General features: G+C 67.5%; 18 protein-coding genes, 4 tRNA genes and 1 pseudogene. 14 read left to right on the top strand and 9 right to left on the bottom strand.

What is annotated here, in order from left to right; translation table 11 throughout:
- Positions 1-185 precede the first annotated feature (185 nt).
- Positions 186-914 (bottom strand): GbsR/MarR family transcriptional regulator, encoded by a 729-nt coding sequence (locus ACFPZ3_RS69510; RefSeq protein ID WP_379525244.1) that lies wholly within the window; start codon positions 912-914, stop codon positions 186-188.
- A 310-nt stretch (positions 915-1,224) separates the two neighbouring features.
- Between ACFPZ3_RS69510 and ACFPZ3_RS69505 the strand changes: the two genes are divergently transcribed.
- Positions 1,225-1,584 carry a DUF1048 domain-containing protein gene (locus ACFPZ3_RS69505; protein WP_379525243.1) on the top strand — a complete coding sequence of 120 codons (360 nt, stop codon included), beginning with the start codon at positions 1,225-1,227 and terminating at the stop codon, positions 1,582-1,584.
- A gap of 123 nt (positions 1,585-1,707) precedes the next feature.
- Complete coding sequence (locus ACFPZ3_RS69500; RefSeq protein WP_379525242.1) at positions 1,708-2,946, top strand: serine hydrolase domain-containing protein; 1,239 nt, start codon at positions 1,708-1,710, stop codon at positions 2,944-2,946.
- A gap of 554 nt (positions 2,947-3,500) precedes the next feature.
- Here the strand turns inward: ACFPZ3_RS69500 and ACFPZ3_RS69495 are convergent.
- Both ACFPZ3_RS69495 and ACFPZ3_RS69490 read right to left on the bottom strand, forming a co-directional pair.
- Positions 3,501-3,576: transfer RNA gene (locus tag ACFPZ3_RS69495), tRNA-Lys, on the bottom strand.
- 49 nt (positions 3,577-3,625) lie between these two features.
- A complete protein-coding gene (locus ACFPZ3_RS69490) occupies positions 3,626-4,780 on the bottom strand; it encodes an acyl-CoA dehydrogenase family protein (protein WP_379525352.1) in 1,155 nt (384 codons plus the stop codon).
- 91 nt (positions 4,781-4,871) lie between these two features.
- Here ACFPZ3_RS69490 and ACFPZ3_RS69485 point away from each other — a divergent pair, with 91 nt between their 5' ends.
- On the top strand, positions 4,872-5,159 hold the full coding sequence (locus ACFPZ3_RS69485) for a PspC domain-containing protein (RefSeq protein ID WP_379525241.1): 288 nt from the start codon (positions 4,872-4,874) through the stop codon (positions 5,157-5,159).
- On the opposite strand, the gene ACFPZ3_RS69480 is transcribed toward ACFPZ3_RS69485, so the two are convergent.
- Both ACFPZ3_RS69480 and ACFPZ3_RS69475 read right to left on the bottom strand, forming a co-directional pair.
- The gene (locus tag ACFPZ3_RS69480; RefSeq protein ID WP_379525240.1) at positions 5,160-6,440 is read right to left on the bottom strand and encodes an MFS transporter; all 1,281 of its coding nucleotides are present in this window, start codon (positions 6,438-6,440) and stop codon (positions 5,160-5,162) included.
- 101 nt (positions 6,441-6,541) lie between these two features.
- Positions 6,542-6,892 carry a metallopeptidase family protein gene (locus ACFPZ3_RS69475; protein ID WP_379525239.1) on the bottom strand — a complete coding sequence of 117 codons (351 nt, stop codon included), beginning with the start codon at positions 6,890-6,892 and terminating at the stop codon, positions 6,542-6,544.
- Between the two features lie 93 nt (positions 6,893-6,985).
- Here ACFPZ3_RS69475 and ACFPZ3_RS69470 point away from each other — a divergent pair, with 93 nt between their 5' ends.
- The 5 genes from ACFPZ3_RS69470 (at position 6,986) to ACFPZ3_RS69450 (ending at position 9,310) form a co-directional block, all read left to right on the top strand.
- Entirely contained in the window at positions 6,986-8,485 is a 1,500-nt protein-coding gene (locus ACFPZ3_RS69470; RefSeq protein ID WP_379525238.1) for a metallophosphoesterase family protein, read from the top strand.
- A tRNA-Glu gene (locus ACFPZ3_RS69465) sits at positions 8,486-8,558 on the top strand.
- A 91-nt stretch (positions 8,559-8,649) separates the two neighbouring features.
- Positions 8,650-8,724: transfer RNA gene (locus ACFPZ3_RS69460), tRNA-Asp, on the top strand.
- Between the two features lie 5 nt (positions 8,725-8,729).
- Positions 8,730-8,803, top strand: a tRNA-Phe gene (locus ACFPZ3_RS69455).
- 108 nt (positions 8,804-8,911) lie between these two features.
- The gene (locus ACFPZ3_RS69450; RefSeq protein WP_379525237.1) at positions 8,912-9,310 is read left to right on the top strand and encodes a hypothetical protein; all 399 of its coding nucleotides are present in this window, start codon (positions 8,912-8,914) and stop codon (positions 9,308-9,310) included.
- A 48-nt stretch (positions 9,311-9,358) separates the two neighbouring features.
- Here the strand turns inward: ACFPZ3_RS69450 and ACFPZ3_RS69445 are convergent.
- The 3 genes and pseudogenes from ACFPZ3_RS69445 to ACFPZ3_RS69435 all read right to left on the bottom strand — a co-directional run.
- Positions 9,359-9,541, bottom strand: a pseudogene (locus ACFPZ3_RS69445) (tyrosine-type recombinase/integrase); the annotation flags it as partial.
- An 89-nt stretch (positions 9,542-9,630) separates the two neighbouring features.
- On the bottom strand, positions 9,631-10,326 hold the full coding sequence (locus ACFPZ3_RS69440; protein ID WP_379525236.1) for a response regulator: 696 nt from the start codon (positions 10,324-10,326) through the stop codon (positions 9,631-9,633).
- The gene (locus ACFPZ3_RS69435) at positions 10,323-11,513 is read right to left on the bottom strand and encodes a sensor histidine kinase (RefSeq protein ID WP_379525235.1); all 1,191 of its coding nucleotides are present in this window, start codon (positions 11,511-11,513) and stop codon (positions 10,323-10,325) included. The genes ACFPZ3_RS69440 and ACFPZ3_RS69435 overlap by 4 nt, the downstream gene beginning before the upstream one ends.
- A 190-nt stretch (positions 11,514-11,703) precedes the next feature.
- Between ACFPZ3_RS69435 and ACFPZ3_RS69430 the strand changes: the two genes are divergently transcribed.
- Positions 11,704-12,243 carry a hypothetical protein gene (locus tag ACFPZ3_RS69430; protein ID WP_379525234.1) on the top strand — a complete coding sequence of 180 codons (540 nt, stop codon included), beginning with the start codon at positions 11,704-11,706 and terminating at the stop codon, positions 12,241-12,243.
- A 73-nt stretch (positions 12,244-12,316) separates the two neighbouring features.
- On the opposite strand, the gene ACFPZ3_RS69425 is transcribed toward ACFPZ3_RS69430, so the two are convergent.
- Complete coding sequence (locus tag ACFPZ3_RS69425) at positions 12,317-12,814, bottom strand: MarR family winged helix-turn-helix transcriptional regulator (protein WP_379525233.1); 498 nt, start codon at positions 12,812-12,814, stop codon at positions 12,317-12,319.
- A 132-nt stretch (positions 12,815-12,946) separates the two neighbouring features.
- Between ACFPZ3_RS69425 and ACFPZ3_RS69420 the strand changes: the two genes are divergently transcribed.
- The 5 genes from ACFPZ3_RS69420 to mltG all read left to right on the top strand — a co-directional run bounded on the left by ACFPZ3_RS69420 (position 12,947) and on the right by mltG (position 16,226).
- Complete coding sequence (locus ACFPZ3_RS69420; protein ID WP_379525232.1) at positions 12,947-13,291, top strand: DMT family transporter; 345 nt, start codon at positions 12,947-12,949, stop codon at positions 13,289-13,291.
- Between the two features lie 29 nt (positions 13,292-13,320).
- Positions 13,321-13,641, top strand: a complete 321-nt coding sequence (locus tag ACFPZ3_RS69415) for a DMT family transporter (RefSeq protein WP_379525231.1) — start codon at positions 13,321-13,323, stop codon at positions 13,639-13,641.
- A 623-nt stretch (positions 13,642-14,264) separates the two neighbouring features.
- The gene (locus ACFPZ3_RS69410; protein WP_379525230.1) at positions 14,265-14,666 is read left to right on the top strand and encodes a hypothetical protein; all 402 of its coding nucleotides are present in this window, start codon (positions 14,265-14,267) and stop codon (positions 14,664-14,666) included.
- A gap of 178 nt (positions 14,667-14,844) precedes the next feature.
- Entirely contained in the window at positions 14,845-15,357 is a 513-nt protein-coding gene (locus tag ACFPZ3_RS69405) for a SigE family RNA polymerase sigma factor (protein ID WP_379525229.1), read from the top strand.
- Positions 15,354-16,226 carry an endolytic transglycosylase MltG gene (gene mltG / locus ACFPZ3_RS69400; protein WP_379525228.1) on the top strand — a complete coding sequence of 291 codons (873 nt, stop codon included), beginning with the start codon at positions 15,354-15,356 and terminating at the stop codon, positions 16,224-16,226. The genes ACFPZ3_RS69405 and mltG overlap by 4 nt, the downstream gene beginning before the upstream one ends.
- The last annotated feature ends 13 nt before the right edge of the window (positions 16,227-16,239 follow it).

Here is a 16,239-nt window from a genome sequence, read left to right as displayed (position 1 = left end):
CGCCGAGTACGGGCCATGGTCCACCGCCGGCTATCCAGGCATAACGCTGTACGATCCGTGAAAGCGCAGCAGGCACCGACCCGAGCGTGCTTATCGCGTACGTGGCAGGCCGCGCAGGAGTGAGCGATGGCGGGAGGGCGTTTCGTAGGGGATCCCTTCCCGGGGCCGCCGAACGCCGCGAGAGATCATGATCGGTTCCCGGCGTTCCGTTCGTCCTGGTTCTGCTGCCACTGCTCCATGACCTGTCCGAGGCTCGCGTTGACGAGGAGCAGGAACTCGGCGGCGAGGCCGAAGCGGGCGCCGGCCGGGGTCGCGGTCCCGAGGATCTCCGCCGCGCGCTGCGAGGTGGCGGCAAGGGTCTCGTTCATCTGCAGAGCCGCGAGGGTGGAGCGGACCCAGAGTTCGTCGTCGACGACGTAGCGTTCGCGGCGGCCGCCGGGGGTTCGTTCCCGCTTGAGTAGCCCCTGTTGCTCCAGGAGGGCGACGGTCTGCGAGATCGATGCGGGGCTGACGTGCAGCCGCTGGACCAGGTCGGCGGCGGTGAGGATGCCGGAGTCGGTGACGTGCAGGCAGGCCAGTACTCTGGCCGCCATCCGGGGCATTCCTTGCTGTTCCAGGAGCGTGGCGAAGGATTCGGTGACGTTCTGGACCGCCTGGGGGTCGCGCCCGTGGCTGCTGTCGCCGATCGGCGGCGCCGGAGGTTTGGCCTGCCGGTGCCGGCGCGCGCGCTGCTTTGTGGCCTCCTGTGCCCGCTGTGCCCGGTAGTCGTCGGGTCCGCCGTTGCGGGTGACCTCCCGCATGATGGTCGAGCTGGGCCGCCCGAGACGCCGGCCGATCTCGGTGTATCCGAGCCCCTCGGCCAGTCCCGTAGCGATGTGCCGCCGGTCCTCGTCGGTGAGTCTGTCTCCGGGCATCGGTGCTCGTCTCCCATCTGCCGGCGTGCGCGCCTCGGCGCTCGCACTCCCGCCGCACAGTATGCAATCACTCGAATCCCATTGCAACACAGATCTTGATCATCTATTGCAATCAGTGTCATGCTCATTGCAATAGCCGTCAACAGACCGCGCGTGAACAGGCTTATTGGCTTTCCCAATACGTTGACTGATCTATGAATGCAATGTACTGTCGCAGACGTTCAGCGATGCATGAACAACCGGCCTGCTGGCGGATCTGGAGCTTCCCCACACAACGGCTCGAACAGCTCCACAAAGGAGACGGATCACCATGTCCGACACCAAATTCGGCGGTTTCATCGCGACGATGATCGGCCCCAAGCGGCGGTGGCGGCAGTACCAGGCACGCGTACGACAGCTTCCGCCGAACCACCGCACAGCGGTCGAAGCCATTCAGCGGCACATGATGCACTTCGTGCCGACCGACGCCGGCAGCGACGCCTCCAGGTTCGAAGACCTCGCCGCCCTGTTCGAACAGGCCGCGGCAGCCGGAACGCCGATCCGCGAGATCGTCGGGCAGGACCCGGTGACATTCGCCGAGGCGTTCGCCCGGAACTACACCGACGGCGGCTACGTCCCCGCCCGTGCGCGCAAGCAACTGACCGACGCCATCGAGCGCGCCGCCGGTTGAGAAAACACGACAAGACCCTCTGACGACGACCCAGCACATCGCGCCCGAGGCCGAGCGCCACGCCTGGACGGGTCACGCAAGATCAACATTGTGTATCGAACGCTGGATGTAAGGAAATTTGTGATGGGACACAGCAGCAGCGGCTTCTCCAAGACCGGGCTGGACAGACTGCGTGAGGTGCTGGCAGGGCATGTCGAGTCCGGGAAGATTCCCGGGCTGGTCGCCCTGGTCAGCCAGGGCGAGGAGACGCACGTCGAAACGCTGGGAACGATGCGCCATAACGGTGGCGCGCCGATGCGCCGCGACACCATCTTCCGGATGGCCTCCACGACCAAGCCGGTCGCGGCGTCGGCGACGATGGTCCTGCTGGATGAGTGCCGGCTGCGGCTGGACGACCCGGTCGATCGGTGGCTGCCCGAGCTGGCCGACCGGCAGGTGCTGACGCGGCCCGACGGCCCGCTGGACGACACCGTGCCCGCGCGCCGGCCGATCACCGTGCGGGATCTGCTGACCTCCACGTCCGGGCTGGGCCTGGATCTGACGGCGAAGACCGCCCCGATCATGGGGGCGCTCTTCGAGCAGGGGGTCTACGGCCAGCAGGACGGATGGCTGCTGCCCGCACCGGAGCCGGATGAGTGGATGCGCCGCCTGGCCACGCTCCCGCTGACCTACCAGCCCGGACAGCGGTGGCAGTACAACCTCAGCGACGACGTGCTCGGCGTGCTGGTCGCCAGGGTCACCGGCCAGCCGCTCGAGACGTTCCTGCGCGAGCGCATCTTCGAGCCGCTGGGCATGACCGACACCGGCTTCCACGTGCCCGCCGACCAGATCCACCGGCTGCCGCCGCTGTACGCCCCCGACTGGCAGAGCGGCGAGTTCAACGTGGAAGACCCGGCCGAAGGCGGACACCACAGCGAGCCTCCGGCGTTCCCGTCCAGCGGCGGCGGGCTCGACTCCACCGCCGACGACTACCACGCCTACTTCCGCATGCTCCTCAACGGCGGCATGCACGACGGCCGGCGCATCCTGTCCCGGGCCGCCGTCGAGCTGATGACCACCAACCGCCTCACACCCGAGCAGCAAGCCGCCCGAGAGGTCTACGCCCGCAACGTCCTCCATACGGGGTACGGCCTGGGACAGCACGGCGGCTGGGGCTTCGGCATGGCGGTACGCACCTACCGCGGCGACTACGCGCCCGTCGGCCAGTTCGGCTGGGACGGCGGAGCCGGCACCACCACCTACGCCGACCCCGAGAACCAGCTCGTCGGCATCCTGCTCACCCAGACCGGGATGTCCACCCCCGATTCGGCGAACGCCATCCACGACTTCTGGACCACCCTCTACCAGGCCATCGACAACTGACCCGCCTACCTGGTCGAGTCGCTCCGGCAGAAAGACCTCGACCAGGCTCCGGCCTTCGACGCCACCACGTTCCGCGATCACCTCTGTCTCCTCCAGCGCGGCCGACGAGCACGCGCGCCCCCTGCTCACCCAGGGCCTGCACCACGCCGACCACATCATGGCTGGAGGCACCTCTCAGGCGGCCAAGCCCAGGTCCAGGAATGAGCCGGGAACGGCGATCGTGATCCGTCGGATAGCCCGATCTCGAGCGCGGCCCCGGCCGCGCAGCCCGGAACCTCGCGCGGAAGGGGTGCCGCCCGATCCGGTGCAACCTGTCATCCAACTCGTCCATCACCGGTTCGGGGCGACTTCCGTGGTCGATCAGGATTGCTGCGGGGTGATGTTGACCATCCAGGTGATCCCGAACTGGTCCACGAGCGCCGACCCGGGCTACGAGGGCGAGGTGGGCCCGTTCAACCCGCGTGAATGGCTGGAGGTGCATCCCGCCCCGGCGCAGTGATCTTCCTCATTCGCGGCCGGATTTGTGGAACCCCCGTCTGAGCTGCGGTCAGAAGTGGTAGGGCGCCCGGGGCTCGAACCCGGAACCTACGGATTAAAAGTCCGCAGCTCTGCCAATTGAGCTAACGCCCCTCGCAACAGCAAGGGTACAGAGATTACCGCCCTGCCCGCGACGCCTCCATCACCGGTAAGCAGCCAGCCCGGTCAGCGCCTCCCCCAGCACCAGCGTGTGCACTTCCTGCGTGCCCTCGTACGTCAGCACACTCTCCAGGTTGTTCATGTGCCTGATCACAGGGTACTCCAGCGTGATCCCGTTCCCACCCAATATCGAGCGGGCCTGGCGGGCGATGTCCAGGGCGGCTCGTACGTTGGCCAGCTTGCCGAAGCTGACTTGCCGGGGATCCAGTTGGCCGGCGTCCTTCAGCGAGCCGAGATGCAGGGCGGTCAGGCCGGCCTGGGCGACGCCGACGTACATCCAGGCGAGTTTCTCCTGGGTGAGCTGGAAGGCGCCGATCGGCTTGTCGAACTGTACGCGGGTCTTCGCGTAGGAGACGGCGGCTTCGAGGCAGGCGCGGGCGGCGCCGACGACGCCCCAGATGATGCCGAAGCGGGCCTCCGAGAGGCAGGAGAGGGGGCCGCGCAGGCCCGTGACGCCGGGGAGGGCGGCCGAGGCGGGCAGGCGTACGTCGTCGAAGTAGAGGGAGGAGGTGATCGAGGCCCTAAGGGACAGCTTCTTGTGGATCTCAGGGGCGGAGAAGCCGGGGGTGGAGGTGGGGACGACGAAGCCGCGGATGCCCTCGTCGGTCTGGGCCCAGACGACGGCCACGTCGGCGATCGAGCCGTTGGTGATCCACATCTTGGAGCCGTTCAGGATCCAGTCGGAGCCGTCTTTCTTGGCATATGTCCGCATCCCGGCGGGGTCGGAGCCGTGGTCCGGCTCGGTCAGGCCGAAGCAGCCGATCGCCTCGCCGGCGGCCATCCGGGGGAGCCACTCGTCCTTCTGCTCGTCGGAGCCATAACGCCAGATGGGGAACATGGCGAGCGAGCCCTGGACCGAGACGAAGGAGCGCAGGCCGGAATCGCCGGCTTCGAGCTCGCGGCAGGCCACCCCGTACGAGATCGCGTCCGTGCCGGCGCAGCCGTACCCCTCAAGGTGCATTCCCAGGAGGCCGAGCGAGCCGAGGGCGGGCGCGAGGTCGCGCGCCGGGAAGACGGCCTCCTCGAACCAGTCTCCGACGTGCGGCAGGACGCGGTCGGCGACGAAGGACCTGACGGTGTCGCGGATCAGCCGCTGGTCGGGGTCGAGCCGGTCGTCGAGGCGCAGCAGGTCGTCCATGGCGGGTCCTCTCCTCATGTAGGGGACTACCAGGGTTCTACCAGGGGCAATCCTGATGTGCGAACACCGGGCCGCCGGGCAGTCTTGAGACATGAGCGAATACAACGTCAAGAAGCTGCGTCGGACTCACAAGGGCAGGATCATCGCGGGCGTCTGCTCCGGTATCGGAGAGTACGTGGGGATCGACGCGAACATGGTGCGGATCGCGCTGGCGATCGCGACGCTGTTCGGCGGGGTCGGCGTCGGCGTGTACGCGATCGGCTGGCTGCTCATGCCCGACGAGGAGCACGACACCTCCATCGTCCAGGACGTGATCAGCAAGCAGCAGGCCCGCAAGTCGGCGACGGACTGGAGTGGCGAGCAGAAGCCCCAGCAGTGATCAGGCGGCGGCCTGGGCGGGCACCTGGGCACCCTTGTCGCGAGACTCGGTCCACATCATGGCGAGCACGGCAGCGCTGATCACCCCGGCGATCCCCGCCAGCGCGACCACCGGCTCGGGGCCGAGTCTCTCCGCGGCGAACCCGCCCACCAGGATCCCGATCCCCTGTACGGCCATCAGCCCCGACTGCACGAGGCCGAACGCCTGGGCGCGTCGTTCGGCCGGTACGGCCTGGACGAAGGCGGCATTGGCCGCGAGTTGGTAGGCCCCGCCGACCCCCGACAGGACCCACGCCGCGAGCACCACGGCCAACGGCGGCCGCATCGCGGTCACGATCAGGGGCGCACAGCTCAGCATGGCCATCCAGCCCATGAGCCGCAGCCGCCGCGGCGGCGCCACGAACCTGCTGAACAGGAACGCCCCGACCACCGTCCCCGCCGGCATCGCGGCCATGAGCAGCCCGGTGATCACGGCGACCGGCAGCGTACCCGTGGCGAGCTTGGCCGCGTACGGCACCGCGAGGCCCTCCGGCAGGATGTAGAACCCGCACAACCAGGCGAAGAGCACCAGCGTGCGCAGCTTGCGCGAGCCGAAGACCAGCCGGGCCCCGGCCCTGGTCATCGTCCACATGGACGGCTTGGCGCCGTCGCGCTGCGCGGCCGGGCGGCGGCGTACGCCGGAGATCAGGATCAGCGCCGAGCCCAGGAACGTCGCCGCGTCGAGAGCGAGCGCACGGTACGGGCCCAGCGTCGCGATCAACGCTCCGCCCGCCGCGAAACCGAGCATCTGCACGGCCTGGTTCGTCATGTTCTGCAGGGCCGAACCGATGACGTACGCGTCGCCTTCGAGCACCTCGGGCAACAACGCCGCCCGCGCGGCCGAGAACGGGGCGCTGAGCAGCACCACGAGGAACACCAGCGCGCACAGCGCCCAGAACGGCATGCCGGGCACCGCCATCGCGGCCACCAGCGCGGCCCTGATGAGGTCGCAGGTCAGCATGACGCCCCTGCGCGCGAACCGGTCCGCCAGCCCGGCCAGCAGCGGGCCGCCGACGATCGAGGGAAGGTAGGTCAGCGCGTAGACGGCGGCGGTGGCCAGGGGCGAGCGGGTGCGGTCGTAGACGAGCACGGCCAGCGCGACCTGCGCGAGCTGGTCGCCGAGGAGCGAGAGGCCCTGGCCGTACCAGAGCGCCCGGAACTCCCTGATGGCGATGACTTCCCGATATGTGACTTGTCCTGCTTCTCCGGCACGGCGATGCCGTCCCGGCGGCCGTGCCCCCATTGGACTCCGCGGTGCCTGACTCAGGGTGTTCGCTATGTCACCTAAGGTGCCCGACCGAGAGGGTCGGCCGCAACCGAAAGCAGCCAACCGAAAGCAAAGGGTCACCACCCCAGTTCGTGAAGCCTCGCGTCGTCGATGCCGAAGTGGTGCCCGACCTCATGAACGACCGTTATGCGTACTTCGTCGACCACATCCTCTTCGGTATCGCAAATATGGCATATCGGATTGCGGTAGATCTCGATGCGGTCGGGCAGAACCGCTGAATACCAGTCGCCGCGTTCGGTGAGGGGGACACCGGTGTACAGGCCGAGCAGGTGGGGCTCTGGCGGATCATCGACGACCGTGACGACGATGTTGCTCATGACACGCGTGAGATCTGGGGGAATCGTGTCCAACGCCTCGGCCACGAGTTCCTCGAACTTGTCCCGTGAAACCTCGATCACACTTGCCATTCTGCCCCCTCGGTCAGGTAAGCAAGAAGCTGTATGAAGTTCGTGCACAGGTCAAAGGCAGTCCTTCGATCACGTGGCGCGAGGATCGTGGCGGTGCTCCTCGTTGCCGCGGCCGGCGCCTGGCTGGGCATCTTCCTCAGCGGCACCGTACGCGCCCAGGTGGGGCCGGTAGAGACGGGAATGTCCCTCCGCCCGGCCTGGCACGGCGAGACGGTCGTGGACGCCAGCCCGCTCGGCACCCTCACCTTCCGCACCCACGACGCCCCGCTCAGGTTGCGCATCACGCTCGAGAACATCGACCAGGAACGCGCCAAATCCCTCCTTGAGGACCCGCGCCTGGCCGACCGCCTGCCCGAGGTGATCGAGAACGATCTGATGGACGGCGTGCGCGCGCTCGTCATCCGCTCACTGCTCTGTGCGGGGGCGGGAGCCCTGATCATCGTCCTTTTGGTCTTCAGGCGCCCCAGAGTGGCTCTCATGGGCCTTCTGGCGGCCTCTGTGGCCCTCGCCGGCACGGGAGCCCTGGCCGCGGTCACGTTCCGCCCCAGTTCGCTCGTCGAACCCCGCTACTCGGGCCTGATCGCCGCCGCCCCGTCTCTGGTCGGCAGCGCGGAGTCGATCGTGACGAGATTCGAGTCGTACAGGTCTCAGCTCACCAAACTCGTCACGAACGTCTCGAAGCTGTACGACACGGTCTCGACCCTCCCGCTGTACGACGCCGACCCCAAGAGCATCCGTGTCCTGCACATCTCCGACATCCACATCAACCCCATCGCCTGGAACGTCATCCGCTCCCTCAAGGACCAGTTCGCCGTAGACATGATCATCGACACGGGCGACATCTCCGACCATGGGACGAAGGCGGAGAACAAGTTCGTCGACGAGATCAGCACCCTCAAGATCCCGTACGTGTACGTACGCGGCAACCACGACTCCATGACCACCCAGAAAGCGGTCGAGAAGCAGAAGAACGCCATAGTCCTGGACGACAAGTCCCAGAAGGTGGCCGGCCTGACCATCTACGGCCTCGGCGACCCCCGCTTCACCCCGGACAAATCCTCGACCGTCGACTCCGACCCGAAGGCCCTCGCCCGCTACGCCCGATCCCACCTCCCCGAGGTGGGCAAACCAGACCTGATCGCCATCCACGACCCGGAGGCGGGAAAAGGCTTCTCGGGCGCGGCCCCCATGATCCTCGCCGGCCACACCCACGAACGCCGGACGAACATGCTGCCCACGGGCACCCGCCTGCTCGTCCAGGGCTCGACGGGCGGCGCCGGCCTGCGGGCGCTCGAACACGCCCAGCCGACCCCCGTACAGGCGTCGGTCCTGTACTTCGACAAGGAGACCAGACGCCTGCGCGCATGGGACGACATCACGCTGGGCGGGCTGGGGGAGCAGTCGGTCTACATCCAGCGTCACGTGGAGCCCAACCCACAACGTATGATTTCCCCGGAGCCAAAGAACGCCCCGTCTCCAGCGGGATCTATCACCGGCTCCAGGTCACCGACCGCCGGTTCGCCGCTTTGGCATCAAGGGCAATCGTCCCCTATGCTTCAGAGGTCTCCGACGGAAGGCGACAGGGAATCCTGAGCCCCCATCGTCTAGCGGCCTAGGACACCGCCCTTTCAAGGCGGCGGCACGGGTTCGAATCCCGTTGGGGGCACTGCGAGCGCCTAGCGCACCCGCGAAAACGGCTGGTCCAAGACCACCGAAGAGCTGGTAAGCTAAGCGAGCGCAAACAGCAAGAAACGCAAGGTCCTGTAGAGCAGTTTGGAGTGCTCGCCACCCTGTCAAGGTGGAGGTCGCGGGTTCAAGTCCCGTCAGGACCGCTCTGGGTCAGGTAGCTCAGTTGGTACGAGCGTCCGCCTGAAAAGCGGAAGGTCGGCAGTTCGACCCTGCCCCTGACCACACTTTTTCTCCAGCACAAACGCCCTAATCCGATCTTGGACTAGGGCGTTTTTTGTTGGGTTTGACGACAGCGCTGATGACAGCGCGCCTTTCGTCAGGGAGCGAGTGATGGGCTGGCGGCTCTTACGGTCTCGGAAGGCGGGCGTGTCGGCTCAGGACGCGGTGAGAGTTCTGATGGCCCTGGGGTTCATCGAAATACGTTTCACGACGCACCTCGTACGCCGCGAGTTGGAGGGCGAGGATCTGCGCAGTTCGCTCGGCCACATCGAACGCATAAGGATGATCGCGGACGTTTGTCACAACCTTCCGGGTGACCTCAGCTCGATGCGTGATAGGGAGCGGGAGCGGCGAGCGGTGGAGAGCTTGAAATTCCACCTTCGAGGCCTTGAGCATGACGACCCAGCTGACGACCAGGCAGCCCAGTGGGTGCGCGCACGGCTGGACGAATCCGGATACGACTACCTGCCACTTCTCTCAGAGCACGTGAGGGCCCGGCTCCAACATTGAACGCTCGGAGCCGACAGCTCCGAGCGTTTCTGTTACCCGTCCCGATGTTCACCCGAGTACGTTGCCGATCTTGCCGAGGGCCTTGCGCTTCTCGTCGAGTGAGGCGTGAGCGTAGATCGTCAGTATGACCTCGATGTCGGAGTGGCCGACGATCTCCCGAACGACGTGAGGCGGTACGCCCATGTCGAGCAGGAGGCTCACGCAAGTGTGCCGGAGGCCGTGGAGACGGACGGGGCCGAGGCCGGCCCAGCTCCATGCTGACCTCGACGGCGTGGATCGTCGTGTTCACCTGGTTGAACTGGGTCTGGAAGGCGTTGCCCTCACATCTCAGGTGGGCGCAGGCCGTGCTGGTAGGCGTAGGTCACGGCCTGGGCCCGGCCGCTGGCGCCGATCTTGGCGAAGAGGTGGTTGATGTGCGTCTTGACGGTCGCCTCGCTGATGAACAGGCGCCTGGCGATCCGGCTGTTCGACAGCCCGGCGGCGATGAGGCCGAGCACCTCGGCTTCGCGCGGGGTCAGGCCGTCGGGCAGCGGTCCCGGCTCGGCGCTCGCGTCGCGGGAGGCAGTTGCGGATTCACCGGCCGCGGCGGCGGCGAGGAGCCGGGCGTGCACGGCGGGATCCAGAACGGCGTGTCCGGCGGCGGCGGTGTGCAGGGCCCGCCGGATGTGGTCGCGTCCGGCGTCCTTGGTCAGATAGCCGAGCGCGCCGGCGCGCAGGGCGTCCAGGATCGAGGTGTCATCGACGTACGTGGTGAGCACGACGACCTGGGTGGCCGGGTGGCGGGCTCTGATCTGCCGGGTGGCCTCGATGCCGTCAATGCGGGGCATTCGCAGGTCCATGAGCACCACGTCGGGGGCGTGCTGGTCCACGAGGGCGAGGGCCTGTTCGCCGTCTGCGGCGGCGCCAACGACCTCGAGGTCGGGCAGGAGGTCGAGGAGGGTCACCAGGCCCTCGCGTACGGCGGCCTGGTCGTCGGCGACCATCACCCGCAGCGTGCGGCCCCCATCGGCGTTCATGCCGGCAGCCGCAGCCGTACGGTCCATCCCGCGACGTCCGGCCCGGCGGTGAGCGTGCCGCCGATCATCTCGGCGCGTTCGCGCAGGCCGACGAGCCCGTAGCCGCCGCCGGTGCCGGCCAGCGGCGCCGGAGTCGAGGCGGTGCCGGTGGTGGGGTGGTCGGTTATCGTGAGCACCGTCTCATTCTCGCGGTAGTCCAGCTTGATGCTCACCGTGGCCTCGGGCGAGTGCTTGCGGACGTTGTTGAAGGCCTCCTGCGCCGTGCGATAAACGGTGTGCTCTGCTTCGGGGGGCAGTACGCGCGTGGTGCCGGTCACCGTGACGGCGGCTTGGATGCCGGTGTCGGGCCGGTAGCCGGCGGCCAGCGCGGTGAGCTGGTCGGGGAGTGGCAGGGTGTCGCCGCGCAGCGCGCCGATCGCCCGCCGGGTCTCGTTCAACCCGTCGACGGCCATGCGATGGGCCCGCGTGACAATGCCGTGCGCGCGGGCCACGTCACCGCCGTCTTCGAGCAGCGCGTCGGCGGCGTCGAGCTGGACGGCAAGCGCGCCCAGCGAGTGGGCGAGTACATCGTGGATCTCCCGCGCGATCCGTGCCCGCTCGTCGAGCGTGGCGGCCCGTGCCGACTCCGACTGCGCCCGCCTGGTCTGTGCCACCAGTTGTTCGGCCTGCTCCAGCCGCATCAGGTATTGCCGGCGGTTGAACCCGCCCAGCATGATGGCCAGCAGCGCCGCGGCACTGCCGGCCGAGGCGAGGGACTGCCCGAAGGCGAGGTCGCCGGCGGCCAGGGTGATGATCCCTGCGCCGGTGAGCGCCACGCTCTGCGCCGGCCGCAGGACCAGCGCGGCCACGAAGACGCCGGTGCCGCACAAGGCCAGCGCGGGGCTGGGCTGGTCGATCCCGGCCAGGAAACTGCCGGCCACCACCATGACGACCAGCGCGACAGCCCGGGCACCTCGGCGGTCCAACGATTGCGTGCGGCCGGGTAGCACGGTGGCCGCGAGCCAGCCCAGCCAGCCGAAGCAGGCGGCCGTCGTACACACCAGCACCGCCAGGGCGCGGCCCCGAACGCCCATGCCGGGGCCGGTGACGGCCATGCCGTACACGATGGCGCCCAGCGCGGCCAGCCGCACGCCGGTCCAGGCCGCGCGCCACTTCGGCTGGACCCACCATCCGATCACTGCATCCACCTTCGACTCCTGCCGTAAGCCGGTGACCAGCAATGTTACGGACGGAGCTACACAGAATCGCAATATGGGTTGATATCGGGTGGACTATCCCGAAGAAGGATCAACCTGGTCTCCACCTTCGCGCCGACGAGCGTCACGGCGGTGAATCCCTAATGTCGCCACCGTTCTCATCGTCCGGCACAAGGAGCCAGTGGTGTCCATCGGCAACGTCGTCATCCTGAACCTGATCATGCTCGCTGTAGTCTTCGAATCGGACCTCGGCCGCCGAAGGGTCACGCTGTTCCGCGTCGCTCGACCCCTGGTCGGTGCCGCGGCGATCATCCCGTTCTTCCTCGGCGGTGTGGCCACGGAAGGTTGGGGGCTCGTGCTGGAACTCGCCGGTATCGCACTCGGAGCCGGACTCGGGCTGCTCGCCGGGGCACTGCTGCCCGTCAGTCTTGACCCGGCCACCCGGCGCGTCCACAGTCGCGGCGGGGTGGCGTACGCGCTGCTCTGGGCGGTGATCATCGGCGGGCGCGTGTTCTTCTCCTACGGTGCCCAGCACCTGTTCGCTCACCCGCTCGGGGTCTTCCTCGCCACCCGTCACATCAGCGGCGACGCGCTCGCCGATGCGTTCCTGTTCCTGTCGCTGGCGATGTACCTCGTCCGGACCGGCAGCCTCCTCATCCGCTGCCAGGCCATTGTGCGTGACCTCCCGGCGAAGCACGGCGTCACCGGAAGCCGCGTATGAAGTCCGTGGCTCCGGCTGCGTGCCCGCATGCAGAGGGGCGACGGGCAGAGTGGTTGTGATCTTCGGATCTGGGCTATCGCGGTTGTTCCGCCCTCTGGTCCTGTCCGGGTTGCGGGGCGCTCACCTGTAGGCGCAGTGTCGTGAGCGCGGGAGCGAGGTGCGGATCCGCCTGTCCCGCCTCGTGCAAGGCGCTACTCAGCGTGTTCTCATACGTGCGGCTCGCCTGGGCGTATCTGGTTCGGCCCTCCTCGGTGATGACCGTGTAGACGCCGCGCTTGTCGTCCGGGCACAGATCTCGGTACGTGAGCTCGGCCGCGTTCAGCCGGGCGACCAACCGGGTCACCGAGCTCTGGTTGAGCGCGATCTTGTCGGCCAGTTCCTGCATGCGCAGCTCGCCGCTGGGGGAGGCGGCCAGGTGGCCGAGCGCCCGGTATTCAGACAGGCCGATGCCGTGCCGCCGCTGCAGCGCCGTACCGAGCCTGTTCTCCACGCGCGCGTGCAGCAGCAGGAGGTGATTCCAGGTCGCGGCGACGTCGGTAACCGGCGGCGCGGTGGGGGCTGCGGGAGCCATGGGGATCCTCCAGGCGCTATGGCTTTCCGATCCTGGTCACGGACCGGCTTGACAAGAAGATACATGTACATACATGCTTTTGCCCAATCCAAATGCTTGCAGATACATGCAAATTCCTGAGGAGTCTCCCTGATGCCCTGGATCTACCTGCTCATCGCGGCCGTGTTCGAAGTTGTCTTCGCCCTGGCCGCCAACGCCACCGAGGGCTTCACCCAGCTGGGGCCGTCCCTGCTCACGGTGGCCGCGGCGGCCGGCGGGATCTTCTTCCTGAGCCTGGCGCTGAAGACGCTGGATGTCGGCGTCGGCTACACGGTGTGGACCGGCATCGGATCGGTCGGCACCGTCATGCTCGGCACCCTGATCTTCGATGAGGAGATCAACCTCTGGAAGGCTCTGGCCTTCGTCCTGATCATCGGCGGCGTACTGGGTCTCAAGCTCTCCGACCGCCTGTCCGCGGGCGAGCGGTCCGCCGCCTGACCACCACCACGAGCTGAAGGGACATCATCATGGCCTGGATCTATCTTTCCATCGCGATCGTCTTCGAGATCGGTTTCGCTCTCGGAACCAACGCCACCAAGGGCTTCACCCGGCTCTGGCCATCGGTCTTCACCCTGCTGTCCGCGGCAGGCGGCATCTTCACCCTCAGCCTGGCGCTGAAGACGCTGGACGTCGGCGTCGGCTACACCATCTGGACCGGAGTCGGCTCCATCGGCACAGTCGTGCTCGGCGCCCTCATTTACGCGGAGAAGATCACCCTCGCCAAGCTCGGCTCGTTCGCCGCGATCATCGGTGGTGTCGTTCTCCTCAAGATCGCCGCAGGGATCTGATCCACGATGCCGAACGCTACCGAGCCGGATCGGCGAGCTCGTCTTTCCATCCGTTGGTCCTGGTCTCGCCCGTGCCCGCAGGTGAAAGATGGCCGGGGAGCGAATCCCTGGATTAGTTCATGAGGCTCTCCAAAGCGTCACGGCCTTCCCCAGATTCGCGAAGCTGCACACCGGCTCCTTCGTCTCCGACAACGGCGTTCCTCGAGCGATCACGGCCAAACTGGCCTTGGTGGAGCTTCTCGGACAGGAGTCGCCCGCCTTCCGCGGACTCAGCCAAGACCTGGTCGCTCCGCTGTTTCAGTGGATCAACCGACGTGAGTCCGCGCACGCCGGGCTGATGCCCATGGGAGTGTCCGTGGACGAGCTCAGCGTGCTGCGTTGGTACGGGGTTCTGCTACCGAAGCTCGACAGTTGCGCTACCTGCGGGAAAAGGGATTCAGGCGGTACCAGCGTCTGAGGCCCGGGATATGGGCGATCAGCTTCCCTGTTCCGCTGATGCGGTGTCGTGTCAGCGGCCACGTCAGTACGGCAACGCCGCGGTATCAGGGCGGCCCGCGATGGTGGGTGTCATCAAAGGTTCAGCGATTGCGGCCTCAAGGCGCAGATTCAAGGGAGCACACCTCATGTCCATCACCCTTACCGACCAGAACAAGATCACCCTGCGCACCGCCGCGTACGGCGCCGTCACGTTGCTGGCCGCCGCTGGTGCCGCCGGTTCGCCTCACAAGGTCGCCACTGAGGGCTCCATCGCCCTGGCCTCTGCGACCGGCCTGGTCGGGCACGTGCTCGCCGAGAAGTCAAAGCCCGTGAAGCTGAAGGGTAAGTCCGTGGCCGGGATTGCTGACCACGTGCTGCCGGCCCTGACGGAAGCCATGAGCCTGCTGAAGAAGCAGGATCCGGCAGAGGCCGACAACTTCCGTGGCACTGTCATCCTCGCCATCGAAACGGCCACCCACCGTGGCGAGTCCAGCCCCATCATGGCTGACATGGTCCGTAAGATCACAGCAGCTCTCGACGCCGCTTGATAGGCCTTTGAACAGCGGAAACGCCCCGAACTGATTGTCGTTCGGGGCGTTTGGTTTTGGCAGCGACGTCAGCAATCGGGACCCCACCGCTCACAGTGGGCCCGGTCGAGTTTCCCCGGACCGGCATAGTTCCGGGCTTCGTCCGCGTCCTTGGTGGGTGACATCACGAGGGGGACGGGTGGATCCAGGCTCTGAGGAGAACTTCAGGCAGTTCGTCATCGACAGGTCGGGTGCGCTGTTCGGCACCGCGTACCTGCTGACCGGCGACCGGCACGCCGCCGAGGACCTGGTGCAGTCGGCTCTGGCGAAGACGGCCGCGCGATGGCGCGACCTGCGCGACCCCGCGGCCATCGAGGGGTACGTCCGCCGCGCCATGTACCACGAACAGGTGAGCTGGTGGCGCCGCCGTTCGCGGGTCGTGGAGGTGAGCACCGCCGAGCAGCCCGATCGGCCCGGCGACGGGCATGCCGACGCCGCGGATCTGCGCATGGTGATGCGTGCGGCGCTGGCCAGGCTGACGCCCCGGCAGCGGGCCATCCTCGTACTGCGTTATTTCGAGGACAAGTCGGAGACCGAGATCGCGCGGCTGCTGGGCGTGCGGGTGGGCTCGGTGCGCAGCCAGATCTACCGCTCGCTGGAGCGGCTGAAGAAGTCCGCCCCCGAACTGAGTGTTGTGAGGGAGTTCAGATGAGCATCGAGGATCTGTTGCGCGAGACCCTGGCCGACATGGCGCACGAGGAGCCGGCGCCGCATCCGGACCGCTTTCTCCGGCCCGTCCGTGCGCGCCGGCGGGGGGTCGCCCTGGCGGCGGCGGCCGCTGTCGTCGTCCTGGCCGCGGGCGGGACGGTTGCCGTACAGACGCTGTCGGAGCCGGTGCCGCTCACGGCCGTGCGGCCGGCACTGGTGAAGAGCAAGGTGACCATCAGGGCAGGGTTGCGGCTCGCCGACCTGCTGGATCTCCTCGCCCGTACCACCGGCAAACCCGTGGAGTCCTTCGCTCAGGCTGTCCGGGACGACAAGGCGCTGGGCCTGCCTTCGTACGCCAAGGGCAGGCTGGAGGGCTTCGCCTATCCGGGCACGTACGAGTACACCGCCTCCTCCACCCCGACCGAGATCCTCGCCGCGATGGTGGCCCGGTTCCGCGAGTCGGCGGAAAGGCTCGGTCTGGAGTCGGAACGCGCCGTCATCATCGCCAGCCTCGTCCAGGCGGAGTCGCCCAGCGAAGCCGACATGCCCAAGGTGTCCCGCGTCATCCACAACCGGCTGGCCCGTGGCATGTTCCTCCAGCTCGACAGCACGGTCCTGTACGGCCTCGGCAGGTACGGAACAAAGGCCACCCTGAAGGACGTCAAGTCCAAGAGCCCGTACAACACCTACCGCCGTCGCGGGCTTCCGCCAGGCCCCATCACCAATCCCGGCGAGGCCGCGCTCAAGGCGGCCCTCCACCCGGCCACGGGGCCCTGGCTCCATTTCGTCGTCATCGATCCGAAGAACGGCACCCTGGACTACGCCACGTCGCAGGCCGAGCTCACCAAGCTCATCGATCGCACCGCCGGCTGAGCCGGGGTTGGAA

Source organism: Nonomuraea insulae, assembly GCF_042656245.1.
The sequence above is the reverse complement of the archived record's forward strand: the minus strand, read 5'-3'. Positions and strand labels throughout refer to the sequence as shown.